We start from the raw sequence: 15688 nt of genomic DNA on the forward strand, positions 1-15688 counted from the left end.
TGCCCATGTTAACGGCCCACGCTCTAGAATCATCTGCAACGAACCACGGACCGCCTTTTCCATGACCCAACCCCTGCACGTCATCATCCTCGCCGCTGGCGCGGGCAAGCGCATGAAGTCGGTGCTGCCGAAAGTGCTGCAGCCGATCGCCGGCCAGCCGATGCTGGCGCATGTGATCGATGTGGCCCGCGAGTTGCAGCCTACGGCGATCCACGTGGTCCATGGCCATGGTGGCGAGGCGGTGCGGCAGTATTTCGCCGACCAGCCCGACCTGCAGTGGGCCGAACAGGCGCAGCAGCTCGGCACCGGCCACGCCGTGGCGCAGGCGATGCCGCAGGTGCCCGATGCGGCGCAGGTGCTGGTGCTGTACGGCGATGTGCCGCTGATCCGTGCGCAGACCCTGCGCCACCTGCTGTCGGAGCCGGGGCGCCTGGCGGTGCTGGTGGCCGAGCTCGATGACCCGACCGGTTACGGCCGCGTGCTGCGCGATGCGGAGGGCAAGGTCGGCTCCATCGTCGAGCAGAAGGACGCCACTGACGACCAGCTGCGCGTGCGCACGATCAATACCGGCATCATCGCCGCCGAGTCGACCGCGCTGCGCCGCTGGCTGTCGCAGCTGTCCAACAGCAACGCCCAGGGCGAGTATTACCTCACTGACGTGTTCGCGTTCGCCGCGAACGAGTACACCCCGGCCGAGATGGCGCTGGTCGCCGATGCGCAGGAGGCCGAGGGGGCAAATGATCCCTGGCAGCTGTCGCAGCTGGAGCGCGCCTGGCAGCGCCGTGCGGTGCGTGCACTGTGCGCACAGGGCGCGCGCGTGCGCGACCCGGCACGCCTGGATATCCGTGGCACCGTCACCGTGGGCAGCGATGTGCTGATCGATGTCGACGTTGTCCTTGAAGGCAACATCGTGCTCGGTGACGGCGTCACCGTAGGCCCGTTCAACAGGCTGAAGGACGTCAACCTGGGGCCAGGCACCGAAGTGCGTGCGCACTGTGATCTGGACGGAGTGGTCACCGAAGGCGCTGCGCAGATTGGCCCGTTCGCACGGCTGCGCCCGGGCACCGTGCTGGCCGATGGCGTGCACGTCGGCAACTTCGTCGAGACCAAGAAGGTCACCCTCGGTGTGGGCAGCAAGGCCAACCACCTCACCTATCTGGGCGACGCGGTGATCGGCAGCAGGGTGAACATCGGTGCCGGCACCATCACCTGCAACTACGATGGCGTGAACAAGTCGACCACCACCATCGGCGACAACGCCTTCATCGGCTCCAACAGTTCGCTGGTCGCGCCGGTACTGATCGGCGAAGGCGCGACCATCGCCGCCGGCTCGGTCATTACCCGCAACGCGCCTGATGGCAAGTTGACACTGGCACGTGCACGGCAGGAAACCATCGATGGCTGGAAGCGCCCGCTCAAGAAGGCCTGAGGCACGCATTCCGCACGCCGACGAGCTCGGCCTGCTGCCGGGCATTGAACAGCGCGCTGGCGAACTGCTCAGGGACCACGAAGCCTATCGGGTGTTCACCGGCCACGGCCTGGACCTGGCGACACTGCAGTACGGCCTTGAGCGCGGGCAGTTGTGGGTGGTGGATGCGGCCGGCGGCGGCATTGCCGGCTACGTGCTGGCGGGAGAATTGGCAGGCGAGTTCCATGTGCTGCAGATGGATGTGGATCCTGCACACGGGCGGCAAGGCCATGGCCGCGCGTTGTTGCGCCATGCGTTGGCACAGGCCAGGGCCGACGGCTACGCGTCAGCGGTGCTGACAACGTTGATCGACGTACCGTGGAATGCGCCTTTCTATGCCAGCGAAGGATTCGTTGAAGTGCCGGAGGCGGAGTGGGATGCCGGGCTGCAGTCGGTGATGGCGGAAGAGGCTGCGCTCGGGTTTCCGATGCACCTGCGGGTGGCGATGCGGCGGGTCTGGTAGGTGCCGACCCTGGTCGGCACATCCACGCATGGCGTGGATCCACTGGCAGACCGAGCCAAGTCGGCAACTCACCCCACCGGCAGCAGGATCGAGACGCACAACCCGCCATCGCCACGATTCTGCAGTGACACACGCCCGCCGTGCGCCTCCACGATCTCGCGGGTCAACGCCAGCCCCAGCCCGGTGCCGTTGCGCTTGGTGGAATAGAACGGCATCAGCGCGTTCTGCAGCACCTGCTCGTTCATGCCCTTGCCACGGTCCAGCACATCCAGGCGCAGCCATTGCGGCAACCGCGTCAGCTGCACCTGCACGTCATCATTGGGCGGATCGGCTTCGGCGCCGGCCTCATGCGCGTTCTTCAACAGGTTCAACAACGCCTGCCCGAACTGCGCGATGTCGATGCGGCTACTCAGTTCCTCGTCCGGCTCGCGCTCCATGGTGAACGGAATCTGCTGGCGCAGGCTGGACAGGAAGGGGCCCCAGTGCACGGTCTGCAACTGCGGCTGCGGCAGCTTGGCAAAACGCGCATAGCCGCGAATGAAACCTTCCAGATGGCGCGCCCGGTCTTCGATGGTGGTGAAGATCTCCGGCAGCCGATCGAAGCGCTCGCGCTGCACCAGCACGCCGCCGGAGTGTGCCAGCGAAGCGATCGGTGCCAGCGAGTTGTTCAGCTCATGGCTGATCACCCGGATCACCTTCTTCCACGTCTGCACTTCCTGGCGGCGCAGCTCGGCGGTGAGCAGGCGTACCAGCAACAGGTCGTGCGGACGGCCATTGAGGTGGAAAGAACGACGTGAGAGGTGATAGACCTGTTCGTCATCCTCGTCGCTGTCTTCGCCTTCCGCGTGCACCGCGAACAGGCTGTCGCCGCCACGGGCGATGGCATCGCGCAGTTCCACCGGCACCTGTTCCAGCACGTCCTCCAGGCGCTGTCCTTCCAGCTTCCAGCCGCCATGCAGCAACTTGCGCGCGGCCAAGTTGGAGAACACCACGCGGGCGATGCCATCGCCGCCGGAGGCGATCAGCAGCATCGCCACCGGCGTGTTCTGCACCATTGTGTCCAGCAGCAGCTCGCGTTGCACCAGGCCCTGCCGCTGTGCACGCAGTACATCACCCAGTTCGCGGTGTGCCTGCACCAGGTCGCCGAGCTCGTCATTGCCGGGCCAGTGCACGCCGAAGTTGTATTCGCCGTCGCGATAGCTGCTGGTGGTGCCCGCAAGGGCCCGCATCAGTGACCGCACGGGGGCGGTGGCACGGCGCAGCGTCCACCACATCAGCGACAGCAGGATCAGTGCCGACACGGTGGTCACAACCCAGCCATGGTCCATCCAGTACGCCAGCAGCCACGGCAACGCGGCGGCCAGCGCCAGCACCGGCAGCAGGCGCAGGAACAGACGGAAGGTGAACGAACGCCGCTTCATTCGCGTGGGATGCCGTGCCGGTCCATACGCCGGTACAGCGCCTGGCGGCTCAGGCCGAGTTCGGCGGCGGCCTGGGCGATGACGCCGTGGTTGCGCGCCAGCACATCCTCGATGCGCGCACGGTCAGGATCATTGCCGGCACTGGGCGCCGGTCGCGAAGCAGGTGCGGCACGCGGCAGGTTCAGGTCGGCCACTTCGATGCGGTTGCCGGTCGCCAGCAGCTCGGCGCGCTGGATCACGTTGCGCAGTTCGCGCACGTTGCCGGGCCAGGGATGCCGTTGCAGGGCCGCGGTGGCGGCGCTGGACAGCGGCTTGCCGGCGGTCAGGAAGCGCTCGGCCAGCGGCACGATGTCGCCCGGGCGTTCGGCCAATGGTGGCAGTACCAGTTCCACCGTATTGAGGCGGTAGTACAGGTCTTCGCGGAAGGTGCCGTCGCGGATCATCGCCGGCAGGTCGGCATTGGTCGCACTGACCACGCGGACTTTGACCTGGCGCTCGCGATTGGAGCCAAGACGCTCGAAGCGGCCGGTTTCCAGCACACGCAGCAGCTTCATCTGCCCGCCCAGCGACAGGTTGCCGATCTCATCCAGGAACAGGGTGCCACCATCGGCGGCCTCGAACTTGCCTTCGCGTGCCTTGTTGGCGCCGGTGTACGCACCGGCCTCGGCACCGAACAGTTCGGCTTCGATCAGTTCCGACGGCAATGCGCCGCAGTTGACCGTGATGAACGGGCCCTTGGCCACCAGCGAGTTGGCCTGGATGATCTGCGCGATCTTCTCCTTGCCAGCGCCGTTGGGACCGGTGATCAGCACCGGCAGTTCGGAGCGCGCGACCTGGCAGGCGAGCGCGATGACGCGCTCGCTGGCCGGATCTGCAAAGACCGCGCCACAGAGCTTGTACTTCTCTTCCAGCGCGTTGCGCTGCCGCAGCTCACGCGCGCGCCGCCGGTCCAGCTCGCGGCGTGCCTCGGACAGCTCGAGCAGGTTGTTGACCGTGGTCAGCAGCTTGCGGTCGTCCCAGGGCTTGGCCAGGTAGTCGGCGGCACCGGCCTTGACCAGGTCCACCGCGCTGCTCAGGTGGGTCCAGGCGGTGAGCAGGATCACCGGCAGGTCCGGGTGGCGCGCGCGGATCTGTGCGAACAGCGCTTCGCCCTCCTCGCCGGAGGTGGTGTCCTCGCTGAAATTCATGTCCTGGATCACCAGATCAACCGGCTGCGACTCGAGCAGGGCCAGCCCTTCGGCCGGGCTCTGCGCCTGCAGGGTGTCGATGTCATGCAGGGAGAACAGCACGTCCAGCGCGGTGCCCACGCTGGCGTTGTCGTCGATGATCAGGATCGAAGGCATCAAGCAGTTCTGCAGAAAGGGATGGGCGGCGCCGATGGAGCCGTGTTCGTATCCATACGCCGGGAGAGCCCGGCGCCACCCATCAAGCATAGCCAAAGCCGCGGCGACGAGGGCGGGCTGGTTTCAGCGCCGCGCGGGTGGCGGCGGTGGCGGCGGTGGCGGAGCGACCAGCGCCAGCCGCCACGAGGTGGCGTCCACCGGGACGGTGAGCTCGCGTTTGTCGCGGCGCAGCAACAGGTACGCAGCCGGGGCACTGGAATGCCGCAGCGCATCGGCAAGATGCTCGATGCGCCGCACAGCCGTATCGTCCAGGCGCAGGATGCGGTCGCCGCTGCGCACGCCGAAGCGGGCTTCCGGACGCGCGGCTTCCACCCGTACCTGGCCCTCGGTCGAGCGCAGCGCCAGGCGGGCATCATCCTGGCGCCATTCCAGCGTCTGCGAGCTGCCACCGCCGGCCAGCGCCGGCAGTGGCAGCAGTGCCATCAACAGCATCCGGCAGGCACGCATCTCACGCGCCCCGCGTGGCAACTGCGGGCGGGACCGCTGCCGCGCGCCGGGCCGGCCCGAACACCGCGACCTGGCCCAGCACCCACAGCAGCAGCGCGCCCAGCGGCAGGTAGTACAGGGGCATGCGTGGCAGCTCGTACAGGTTCATCAGTGCCAGATTGATCGCGTAGGCCGCCAGCATGCCCAGCACGATGCCCAGCGAGGCCAGCAGGAAGTTCTCGGTCTGGAAGTAGCGCAGGATCTGCCCGCGGGTGGCACCGAGTGCGCGGCGAATGCCGATCTGCTTGCTGCGCTGCTGCACCCAGAAGCTGGCCAGGCCGATGATGCCCAGTGCGGTGACCACCAGCAGCGAGACGCTGACGGTGATCAGCAGGCCAACCATCGCGCGGTCGTTCTTGAAGAAGTCCTTGCGCTGGTCTTCATAGGTCAGCTTGTCGCGCATCAGCCGGTTGGGGTCGTTGCGCTCCAGTACAGCAGCCCCCGCATCAAGCACCTCCTGGCGGCGTTCCGGCGAAGTGCGCAGCACATAGGTGCCACCCTCGTCGAAGGTGCGCCGCATGGGCAGCAGCATCGAGTTGGTCCAGTTGTCATTCCAGCCGTTGGGCGTGCTGAGCGTGTCGACGATGCCGACCACGTGCAGCGGCTGCTTGCCCATGTAGTAGGTCTTGCCCAGCGCGCTGCCGTTGGGTTCCATCTTGGCGGCGGTGGCCTGGGTGAGGATGACCGGGATGGCGTTTTCCTTGGCGCCCCCCTTGCTGGCGTCTTCGAAGTTCTGGTACTCGCCGGGCAGGAAATCGCGGCCGGCGATCAGGTTGATGCCCATCGTCGCCAGCCCGTTCTCGGACAGGGTGTACATCGAAGCGTTGGTGGTCGGCCGTTCCTGGTCGATCTCCCGCGAGATGCTGCTGCTGGACGAGCCGTTGCGGAAAGGCACCTGGTTGATGATGGTGACGTTGCTGACGCCGGGAAGCGCACGCAATGACGCCAGGTCCTCACGGGTGCGGGCCATGGCATCGGTCTGCTTGCCGATGCCGCTGACGCGGAGCATCACCAGTTCGTTCTCGGCGATGCCGCTGGGCATGCTGATTTTCTCCACGCGCTGGCTGACCAGGAACAGCGCGTTGCAGACGATGGCGCAGGTCAGTGCGACTTCCAGCACGATCAGGGCAGCGGCAGTCTTGTGCCGGCGCAGCGTGCTGAGGATGGGGCGGATGTCCATGGGAGTCCTCGTTCGGTTGCTTACTGCGACTTGAGCTGGATGGCCGGAGTGACCTGCATGGCGCGCCAGGCAGGCAGGAAACCGGCGGCAAGGCTGGCGAACAGGGTCAGGCCCAGCGCGAGCAGCAGCATGTTGCCGTCCAGGTGGGCCAGCTTTGCGTACTCCACCGGTTGCTGGCGCACCGCGAACAGGCCGAGCAGGGCCAGGCCGATGCCCAGCACGCCCCCGACCACGCCGACCGCGCCGGCTTCCACCAGGCACTGCAGGAAGATCTGGCCACGGCTGGCACCGAGTGCGCGGCGCACGCCGATCTCTCCACTGCGGCGCAGGAACTTGGCCAGCAGCAGGCCCACCGTGTTGACCAGGCAGACACCCAGGAAACCCAGTGCCAGCCACAGCTGCAGGCGCACGTCGCTGGGCACCGCGCCGTTGAAGTCCAGCCATTCCATCACGGTGCGCAGGCGCACGTTCGGCGGGTGCTTGAAGCGGCCGGCCTGGCGCTGCTGGCTCGAATAGTTCTCCAGGTAGCGGCGGTAGTCGGTGGCCTTGGCCGGGTCCATCTCCACCCAGTACTGCAGCCACGCGCAGGGCGCGTTGAGCGAGTAGCTGTTGCCATCGGGATTCTCGCCGAAGCAGTTCATGTTGCCGTTGCTGCCCAGCTTCAGGTCGAACGAGGTGGAGATCGGCAGCAGCAGGTCTTCGTTCTTGCCGTAGCTGCCGGTGGTCAGGTCGTAGAAGTGCGGCTCCGGGCTCCATTCCTTCATCACGCCGACGATGCGGTAACTCTGGCCTTCCATGCGCAGGTCGCGGCCCACGCTGTTGGCGCCCTGGTACAGCTTGTCGTTGAGCGCCTTGGAAATGACCACCACGCGTGCGCGGCCTTCATCGTCCTCGCGCGTCCAGGGGCGGCCGTACTGCATCGGCACCTCGAACATCGGGAAGAAATCGGCCGAGGTCCAGCGAGTGTCGATGCTGAAGGGCTTGAGGGTGCTGTTGTCCGGTTCGATGGTGCCGCCGCCGCCGCTCATCAGCGCCTGGCGCTCGCCCTTGGCCTCGCGCAGCAGCGCTTCACCGTCGAAGCGGGTCAGCTGGGTTTCCGGTTCCTCCCCGGCGACATAGGCGCCGGTCGCGGCATCGAGCTGCACGTAGAACAGCCGGTCGCTCTTGCCGGGAATCGGGTCACCGGACAGCACATGGAACACGGTCAGGGTGGTCATCGAGGCACCGATGCCGAGGGCGATGGCCACCACCATCAGCGCGGTCAGGACCTTGTTGCGGCGGAAGCTGCGCACCGCCAGTCGGGCGTAGTAGGCGAACATGGCCGGCCCCTCACTCGTTGACGGCGACGATGTGGCGCGGCGGGGTGGCCAGCACCGGTTCGCGCACCAGGTCGGTGACCTGGCCATCGACGATGTGCACGTTGCGCTGCGCACGCGCGGCCAGTTCCGGATCATGGGTGACCATCACGATGGTGGTGCCGGCGGCATTGATCTCCTCCAGCAGTTCCATCACGCCGCGCGCCATCTGCGTATCCAGGTTGCCGGTCGGTTCGTCGGCCAGCAGCAGGCGAGGGCTGCCGGCCAGGGCGCGTGCGATGGCCGCGCGCTGCTGCTGGCCGCCGGACAGCTCATTCGGGTAGTGCTTCATGCGCGAACCCAGGCCGACCTGGGTCAGCGCCTTCTCGATGCGCTCGCGGCGCTCGTTGGCGCTCATCTTCCGATAGCGCAACGGTACGTCGACGTTGTCGAACAGATTCAGATCGGGAATCAGGTTGAAGCCCTGGAAGATGAAGCCGATCTTCTGGTTGCGCAGGCGGCTGCGTGCGTCGTCGCCCAGCGTGCTCACATCCTGCCCGTCCAGCAGGTAGGTACCGCTGGTGAAGGTTTCCAGCAGGCCGGCGATGTTGAGGAACGTGGTCTTGCCGGAACCGGACGGGCCGGTGACGGCGACGAACTCGCCTTCCTTGACCTGCAGTTCCAGCGAGCGCAGAGCGTGGGTCTCCACCTGTTCGGTACGGAAGACCTTGGCGACCGAACGCATTTCGAGCATGTACATGGGGTGTCCTCTCTCCAGGATTCAGGTATCAGGTGTCAGTTGACGGAGACGCGTTCGGCGTCCTTGAACAGGTCGCTGCCGGAGACCACGATGCGGTCGCCTGGCTGCACACCGGACTTGATTTCCACTTCGCCCAGGCTGCTGACGCCCAGTTCCACCGGACGGCGCACGGCGGTGCGGCCATCCATCACGTAGGCCATGCCGTTGCCCTGTTCGACGAACGGGCCGCGCTCGACCTTCAGCACGTCCTTGCGGGTATCGAGCAGCACGCGCACCGACATCCGCTGGCTCTGGCGCAGGCCTTCGGGCTGCGCGCTGGCAAAGCGCACGCGGGCGTTGACCTCGCCGTTGACCACTTCCGGCGATACTGCGCTGATCTCGCCCGGGAACGGCTGGCCGTTGCCACCGGTCAGCTGGGCCGGCATGCCGATCGCCAGGTCGCGGGCGAAGCTCTCCGGCACCTTGATCTCGACCTCGAACTTGGACAGGTCGACTACGCCCAGCACCGGCGCGTTGGCGGCCAGGTTGGTGGACTGCACGGCCTGCACCTGGCCAACCTGGCCATCGAAGGGCGCGCGCAGCGTCAGCGCATCGACCTGGCGTTGCACTTCGGCCACCACCGCTTTCTGGCGGTCGGCCAGCAGGCGCTTGTTGCGGGCATCCAGGTCGGCGCCCTGGCTCTGCAGGCGCGCATCGGTGGTGGCGTTGGCCAGGGCGATGTCGGCTTTCTTCAGCGAATCCTTGGCCTTGGCCAGGTCGATCTGCGGTACCGCGCCGCCGTCGTAGCCGCGCTGGTAGCGCTGCAGGTCACGGTCGGCGGCCTGACGCTCGATGGTGGCCTGGTCGGTTTCCTTGCGGGACTTGGCGCGGGCCAGGGTCGCGTCCAGCGCGGCGCGGCTGGCCTCGGCTTCCAGCCCGGCCAGCGTTGCCTGTTCCTGGGCCAGCTTGCTGCGCAGTTCCGGGCTGTCGATGATCGCCAGCTCCTGGCCCTTCTTGACCACGTCACCGGCGACCACCTTCAGGTCCACGGTACCGGCCGAGATGGCATACAGGATCGGGCTGTTGGCGGCGATCACGCGGCCGTCGGCGGCGATGTCGCGCACCAGGTCGCCGCGCTTCACTTCGGCGATGCGCACGCGGCTGCTGTCGAAGGAGCGGCTGGCATTGGACCAGGCATGTACCGCCCAGCCGATGCCGGCCAGCAGCGCGATGGCACCCAGCGCCGGCCAGCGATAGCGGTGCCAGGCCGCGCGGGAGGTGCCGGCCGGGGCGGTGGAAACGATCTGGTCCTGTGCGGAGGTGTCGCGGATCATCGGATGCGTGCCTGACGGTGGTAACCAGTACCAAGCAGGTTGCGTGCCAACTTTATTTCCTTTTGGTTCAACAGGTTGGATGAGGAGGCGAAGTGTCCGGGTGTCCGCGGACACCTTTCCGGACACTTTCATTAAGCGGACAGGAGGGCGACGCCGGACGCGCGGGCTAGAATGCGCCGATCGTCTTCAAGGAAACGCGTGACATGTGTGGAATCGTGGGTGCGATCGCTGATCGCGACGTGGTGCCGGTACTGATCGAGGGGCTGAAGCGTCTTGAATACCGTGGTTACGATTCCTCGGGTATTGCGGTAGTCGACCAGGGTGAGCGCCGCGATGTACGCCGCGTGCGTCGTACCGGTCGTGTGTCGGAAATGGCCACCGCGGCCGAGGCAGAGGGCTTCAATGCGGTGCTGGGCATCGGCCACACCCGCTGGGCCACCCACGGTGGTGTCACCGAAGCCAACGCGCATCCGCATATCAGCCATGGCGTGGCGCTGGTGCACAACGGCATCATCGAGAACCATGAGGAGCAGCGCGAGAAGCTGCGTGCGCTGGGCTACACCTTCGAGTCGCAGACCGATACCGAAGTCATCGCCCACCTCATCCACCACCACCTGAAGGACGGCGATGACCTGCTGGTGGCGCTGCAGCACACGGTGAAAGAGCTGACCGGTGCCTATGCGCTGGCCGTGGTCAGCCGCGCCGAGCCGGAGCGCTTCGTCTGCGCGCGCATGGGCTGCCCGCTGCTGATCGGCCTGGGCGAGGGCGAGAATTTCGTCGCCTCCGACGTCTCGGCGGTGATCTCGGCCACCCGCAAGGTGATCTTCCTGGAAGAGGGCGACACCGCCGAGATCCGTCGCGATGGCGTGCGCATCTTCGACGAGCATGACCAGCCGGTCGAGCGCGACGTGCATCTGTCCGATGTGTCGCTGGCCTCGCTGGAGCTGGGTCCGTACCGCCATTTCATGCAGAAGGAAATCCACGAACAGCCGCGTGCGCTGGGCGACACCATCGAAGCGGCGATCGACGCCGGTGGCTTCCCGGCCGAGCTGTTCGGCAAGAACGCCGAGGCGGTGTTGTCGGGCATCGAGGGCGTGCAGATCATTGCCTGCGGCACCAGCTACTACGCAGGCCTGACCGCGCGCTACTGGATCGAGGCCATCGCCGGCCTGCCGTGCAGCGTGGAGATCGCCAGCGAGTACCGCTACCGCGCCGCTTATGCGAACCCGAAGCATCTGGTCGTGACCATTTCCCAGTCCGGCGAAACGCTGGATACGATGGAGGCACTGAAGTACGCCAAGGCGCTTGGCCACAAGCACACGCTGTCGATCTGCAACGTGCCGGAAAGCGCGATTCCGCGCGCCAGCGAGCTGGTCTGCTACACCCGTGCCGGCGCCGAGATCGGCGTGGCTTCGACCAAGGCCTTCACCACCCAGCTGGCCGCGCTGTTCCAGTTGACCGTGGTGCTGGGCAAGCTGCATGGCCGCATCGACGCGGCGCAGGAAGCGGATTACCTGGAGCAGCTGCGCTTCCTGCCGGGCAGCGTGCAGCACGCGCTGAACCTGGAACCGCAGATCGCGGCGTGGGCCGAACGCTTTGCGCGCAAGTCCAATGCGCTGTTCCTGGGCCGTGGCCTGCATTACCCGATCGCGCTGGAGGGCGCGCTCAAGCTCAAGGAGATTTCCTACATCCACGCCGAGGCCTACCCGGCAGGTGAGCTGAAGCATGGTCCGCTGGCGCTGGTGGACGAGGATATGCCGGTGGTGGTGATCGCCCCCAACGACAGCCTGCTGGAAAAGGTGAAGTCGAACATGCAGGAAGTGCGCGCGCGTGGCGGCGAGCTGTTCGTGTTCGCCGACCAGGACAGCAACTTCAACGCGTCCGAAGGCGTGCACGTGATTCGCACCCCGCGCCACGCCGGCGTGCTCAGCCCGATCGTGCACACCATCCCGGTGCAGCTGCTGGCCTACCACACTGCGCTGGCACGCGGCACCGACGTGGACAAGCCGCGCAACCTGGCCAAGAGCGTGACGGTGGAGTAATACCCATCGCTCCGGTTGGATGCTGCAAGCGAAGGGGCCCCGCGTGGGCCCTTTCGTTTGGCCGGACAGTGCGAAGTGGGATTGCCGCCGGGTGTTCTGTCCGCTGTCGGCAGCGGGCAATCAATCTTTAATGCGCAACTGCGCTTGTATTCAGCGGCGGTTTCAGCCGCGGTGCCATTCTCTGGATCGTCAGCTGGTTCCCACGACGAACTGTCCTATCGATGCCGGTAGTGACCGATGGTCGCAGTCGTAGAATCGATTTGACCGAGGTCCGGGTTGAGCGGTTGAACCCCCACCTCGTTCGCGTTGCAGCACGTCGTCTGCCGATGCCTCCCATGCGGCAGACGGGTGCGCCAGACGTGCGCTGAAAGGTCTGTTCCCGGGGAGGGGGCGTATCGGAAGAGCACACTTTTTTGACTTCAGTGACCTGCACCAGGAAACAAGAATGAACGTCCGCGAACTCCTGCAATCCAAAAAAGAAGCTGTCATCACCATCGATGCCGAAGACACCATCGGTGCCGCCGCCCACAAGATGAGCGCGAACAGGATCGCTGCGCTGGTGGTGATGAAGGACGATGCCCCGGTCGGCATCATCTCCGAGAAGGACATCGTGCGCACCCTGGCCGACGATGGCCCGCAGGCCGGCCGCCGGGTGATTTCCAGCCTGCCGTCCACGGGCCTGGAGGGCATTGCGCCGGACGCCACGCTGAAGCAGGCCATGTCGCTGATGACGTACTCGCGTCGCCGTCACCTGATGGTGACCGACGGCAACCAGCTGGTCGGCATCCTCAGCCTGGGCGATATCGTGAAGAACCTGCTGGGCGAGCTGGAACTGGAAAAGGCCGTGCTGCAGGACATCTACATGGCCGCCCACTGAGGGCTGCAGCGCTGGAAACAGAGAAGCCGGGCATTGCCCGGCTTCTTCGTTCACGGCGTCGGTGAAGTCAGAACGTCACCTTCACCGAGTCGGCACTGTAGTTCGCCGGGCCGTGGTAGACCACTTCGATGTTGTTGCCATCGGGGTCGAGCACGAAGGCGCCGTAGTAGCCCGGGTGGTAGGGGCGCTCGCCCGGTGCGCCGTTGTCTGTGCCACCGGCGGCGATGGCAGCGGTGTGGAAGGCATCGACCGTGGCGCTGTCGCGGGCCTGGAAGGCTAGATGATGGCGGCCGGTCAGCTGGCCGGCGGCGGCACGGCTGCTGGCGCTGGAAATGAACAGCTCGTCGGCCCAGAAGAAGTCCGGCCCTTCGCCGCCGAGTGGGATGCCGATCGTATCGAACACTGCCTGGTAGAAGCGGCGGCTGGCGGCCAGGTCGCGCACCACCAGCTGGATGTGGTCGATCAGGCGGCCACGGTGCAGTTCCATCGTTTCCATACGAACCTCTTCAAAAAGGGGACGGAGTCGGTAGCGCCGGGCCGTGCCCGGCGAGCGCGCAGCGCGGCCTGCTCAAGGCCGCCGGGCATGGCCCGGCGCTACCGGAATTGTGCCCCTTTCCGGGTCAGACGTTGGCGATGATCTCGACCCAGTAGCCGTCCGGGTCCTTGATGAAGGCCAGGTTCTTCATGCGACCGTCGGTCAGCCGCTTCTGGAAGGTTACCCCGAGGTCCTCGAAGCGCTGGCAGGCCGCCTCGATGTCCGGCACCGACACGCAGATGTGGCCGAAGCCGCGCGGGTCGCTGTTGCCGTCGTGGTAGACCGCGCCGTCCTGGGTTTCGGTGCCGTGGTTGTGGGTCAGTTCCAGCACGCCCGGCAGGCCGGCCATCCACACGCGGCGCTGGCTGTCGTCTTCCGGTACCACCACGCCGGCCGGGAGGTAGGCCAGGAAGTACAGGCTGAACTGGGCCTCCGGGAAGTCGCGCTTGTCGATCAGCTGGTAGCCGAGCACGCGGGTGTAGAAGTCCAGCGAGGCGGTGATGTCCTTCACACGCAGCATGGTGTGGTTGAACACGAAGCCGGTGGTTTCGGCCGGGGCCTGGGCGGCGACGCCGGGGACATCGCGCAGGGCGGGAATGGTCATGGGGGGAGGTCCTTCAGACAGGGCCGTTGCCGGCCGGATGGGGGCATTCTACCGGCCAGCACCTGACGGTACCGCGACGTACAATGGCCGGATCGCACCGTTCCGTCCTGACAACGATTGCCCGCCATGTCGCAGCGTGAATGGGTGGCCGCCGCCATCCGCAAGATTGAAGCCGATTTCAACCGCTCCGCCGATACCCACCTGATCCCGCTGGCGCTGCCCGGGTTCGAGGGCATCGATGTGTACCTGAAGGATGAGTCGAGCCATCCCACCGGCAGCCTCAAGCACCGGCTGGCGCGCTCGCTGTTCCTGTATGCGCTGGCCAATGGCTGGCTGCGCGAAGGGCGACCGGTGATCGAAGCGTCCAGCGGCTCGACGGCGGTGTCCGAAGCCTATTTCGCGCGCCTGCTCGGCCTGCCGTTCATTGCGGTGATCCCGGCCACCACCTCGCCTGAAAAGATCGCCGCGATCGAGTTCCAAGGCGGCCGCTGCCACCTGGTCGAACGCGCCTGCGACCTCAACTGTGATTCGGAAAAGCTGGCCCGTGAAACCGGTGGCCACTTCATGGACCAGTTCACCTACGCTGAGCGCGCGACCGACTGGCGTGCCAACAACAACATCGCCGAGTCCATCTTCAAGCAGATGGCCGAAGAGCCCAGCCCGGTTCCGGAATGGATCGTGTGCAGCCCCGGCACCGGCGGCACCGCCGCCACCCTGGGCCGCTATGTCAGCTACCGCCGCCACGACACCCGCATCCTGTGCGCGGACCCGGAAGTGTCGGTGTTCTTCGACGGCTACCGGGCCGCCGTGGCCGGTGAACAGGACTGGCGCGACCTGACCTGCAGTGGTGGTTCGCGCGTGGAAGGCATCGGCCGGCCAAGGGTGGAGCCGAGCTTCATCCCGACCAGCGTCGATGCGATGGTCAAGGTACCCGACGCGCTGAGCCTGGCTGCGATGCGCCATGTCAGCCGCCAGCTCGGCCGACGCGTCGGTGGCTCCACCGGCACCAACTTCATCGGCGTGCTGCAGGCGGCACAGTGGATGCGCGAGGCGGGCCACCAGGGCAGCATCGTCAGCATCCTGTGCGACAGCGGCGAGCGTTATGCGCAGAGCTACTACGATCCGGCGTGGTACGCGCGCCAGGGCATTGATGTCGACGGCGCCGACGCACAGCTGGCCGCTGCGGTGGCCGGGCAGGGACTGCCCGAATTGCCGTGGTGCAGCCTGGAAGCGTTGTAGGACGGCCGACGTTGTCGCCGGGCCATGTCGGCGTCCGCGACGGTGTCTCAGTAACCCGCTGCGGTGAAGGCGTCGAGCACCGCGTCGCGCAGTGCATCGGGCAAGGCCTCGATGTCCATCGCGCGGTCATCCAGGTGCAGGGTGGGATCCAGGATGCTGGCGCGGCCCTGGGCCAATGCCTGCAACCACAGCAGCACGCAGATCACGAACTCGCGCTCATGGCCCAGCTGCAGCTGGCTGGCGCCGCGCTCGATCACTTCGAACGGGTACCACTCCTGGCTTTCATTGAACGTGCCGCCCTGCTGCAGCACCGCCTGCAACTGCTGCAGGTGGCGCGGGGCGTCGTCGCCGGCATCGCACAGCGCGGCGATCCAGGCCAGTTCGGCCGCGCTGGCAGACAGTGCCAGCGACCGCGCCGGTGAGGCGGATGCAACTGCAGCCAGACCTTCCATGTGGGGCCTCGTTCGGTACGTGCCGCTGCGGACTCCCCCGCATCCAGAGCTCGGGGGGCGCGCGTAAGGCCGATGTGAATGCCGTGCCCCCTTGTCAGCCGCGCCCGGCAGCGCCATATCTGGAGGGCTGCCCGGGTGCCGGGCCCGTAT

15 protein-coding genes are annotated in these 15688 nt (G+C 66.6%); 5 read left to right on the top strand and 10 right to left on the bottom strand.

Going from position 1 to position 15688, the window contains the following annotated elements; all coding sequences use genetic code 11:
* Positions 1 to 61 precede the first annotated feature (61 nt).
* Together glmU and AC5P65_RS02375 are read left to right on the top strand one after the other, a co-directional pair.
* Positions 62 to 1429 carry a bifunctional UDP-N-acetylglucosamine diphosphorylase/glucosamine-1-phosphate N-acetyltransferase GlmU gene (gene glmU, locus AC5P65_RS02370; protein WP_111098358.1) on the top strand — a complete coding sequence of 456 codons (1368 nt, stop codon included), beginning with the start codon at positions 62 to 64 and terminating at the stop codon, positions 1427 to 1429.
* Positions 1398 to 1931, top strand: coding sequence for a GNAT family N-acetyltransferase (locus AC5P65_RS02375; protein ID WP_019660727.1), 534 nt, complete (start codon positions 1398 to 1400; stop codon positions 1929 to 1931). The genes glmU and AC5P65_RS02375 overlap by 32 nt, the downstream gene beginning before the upstream one ends.
* Before the next feature lie 68 nt (positions 1932 to 1999).
* Here the strand turns inward: AC5P65_RS02375 and AC5P65_RS02380 are convergent, their stop codons facing one another.
* The 7 genes from AC5P65_RS02380 to AC5P65_RS02410 form a co-directional block, all read right to left on the bottom strand.
* Positions 2000 to 3352, bottom strand: coding sequence for a sensor histidine kinase (locus AC5P65_RS02380; protein WP_111098357.1), 1353 nt, complete (start codon positions 3350 to 3352; stop codon positions 2000 to 2002).
* A complete protein-coding gene (locus AC5P65_RS02385) occupies positions 3349 to 4695 on the bottom strand; it encodes a sigma-54-dependent transcriptional regulator (protein WP_111098356.1) in 1347 nt (448 codons plus the stop codon). Before AC5P65_RS02385 ends, AC5P65_RS02380 begins: the two co-directional genes overlap by 4 nt.
* 123 nt (positions 4696 to 4818) lie before the next feature.
* Positions 4819 to 5187 carry a PDZ domain-containing protein gene (locus AC5P65_RS02390; protein WP_180832217.1) on the bottom strand — a complete coding sequence of 123 codons (369 nt, stop codon included), beginning with the start codon at positions 5185 to 5187 and terminating at the stop codon, positions 4819 to 4821.
* Between the two features lie 16 nt (positions 5188 to 5203).
* The gene (locus AC5P65_RS02395) at positions 5204 to 6421 is read right to left on the bottom strand and encodes an ABC transporter permease (RefSeq protein ID WP_019660723.1); all 1218 of its coding nucleotides are present in this window, start codon (positions 6419 to 6421) and stop codon (positions 5204 to 5206) included.
* A gap of 20 nt (positions 6422 to 6441) precedes the next feature.
* Positions 6442 to 7740: an ABC transporter permease gene (locus tag AC5P65_RS02400; protein ID WP_019660722.1), complete on the bottom strand. Its 1299-nt coding sequence runs from the start codon at positions 7738 to 7740 to the stop codon at positions 6442 to 6444.
* Between the two features lie 10 nt (positions 7741 to 7750).
* A complete protein-coding gene (locus AC5P65_RS02405; RefSeq protein WP_014648484.1) occupies positions 7751 to 8476 on the bottom strand; it encodes an ABC transporter ATP-binding protein in 726 nt (241 codons plus the stop codon).
* Between the two features lie 35 nt (positions 8477 to 8511).
* Positions 8512 to 9789 carry an efflux RND transporter periplasmic adaptor subunit gene (locus tag AC5P65_RS02410; RefSeq protein ID WP_111098354.1) on the bottom strand — a complete coding sequence of 426 codons (1278 nt, stop codon included), beginning with the start codon at positions 9787 to 9789 and terminating at the stop codon, positions 8512 to 8514.
* Between the two features lie 203 nt (positions 9790 to 9992).
* On the opposite strand from AC5P65_RS02410, the gene glmS reads away from it, so the two are divergent.
* Complete coding sequence (glmS, locus tag AC5P65_RS02415; RefSeq protein WP_019660720.1) at positions 9993 to 11831, top strand: glutamine--fructose-6-phosphate transaminase (isomerizing); 1839 nt, start codon at positions 9993 to 9995, stop codon at positions 11829 to 11831.
* A gap of 445 nt (positions 11832 to 12276) precedes the next feature.
* Entirely contained in the window at positions 12277 to 12708 is a 432-nt protein-coding gene (locus AC5P65_RS02420; RefSeq protein WP_014648481.1) for a CBS domain-containing protein, read from the top strand.
* 67 nt (positions 12709 to 12775) lie between these two features.
* Here the strand turns inward: AC5P65_RS02420 and AC5P65_RS02425 are convergent, their stop codons facing one another.
* Together AC5P65_RS02425 and gloA are read right to left on the bottom strand one after the other, a co-directional pair.
* Positions 12776 to 13204, bottom strand: coding sequence for a VOC family protein (locus tag AC5P65_RS02425; RefSeq protein ID WP_019660719.1), 429 nt, complete (start codon positions 13202 to 13204; stop codon positions 12776 to 12778).
* 124 nt (positions 13205 to 13328) lie between these two features.
* Complete coding sequence (gene gloA / locus AC5P65_RS02430) at positions 13329 to 13847, bottom strand: lactoylglutathione lyase (RefSeq protein WP_111098353.1); 519 nt, start codon at positions 13845 to 13847, stop codon at positions 13329 to 13331.
* 126 nt (positions 13848 to 13973) lie between these two features.
* On the opposite strand from gloA, the gene AC5P65_RS02435 reads away from it, so the two are divergent.
* Positions 13974 to 15086, top strand: a complete 1113-nt coding sequence (locus AC5P65_RS02435; protein ID WP_019660717.1) for a PLP-dependent cysteine synthase family protein — start codon at positions 13974 to 13976, stop codon at positions 15084 to 15086.
* 47 nt (positions 15087 to 15133) lie between these two features.
* Here the strand turns inward: AC5P65_RS02435 and AC5P65_RS02440 are convergent, their stop codons facing one another.
* Positions 15134 to 15538, bottom strand: a complete 405-nt coding sequence (locus tag AC5P65_RS02440; RefSeq protein ID WP_111098352.1) for a hypothetical protein — start codon at positions 15536 to 15538, stop codon at positions 15134 to 15136.
* Positions 15539 to 15688 lie beyond the last annotated feature (150 nt).

The sequence above is a fragment of the Stenotrophomonas sp. YJH_SMC_48-3 genome, assembly GCF_059369375.1.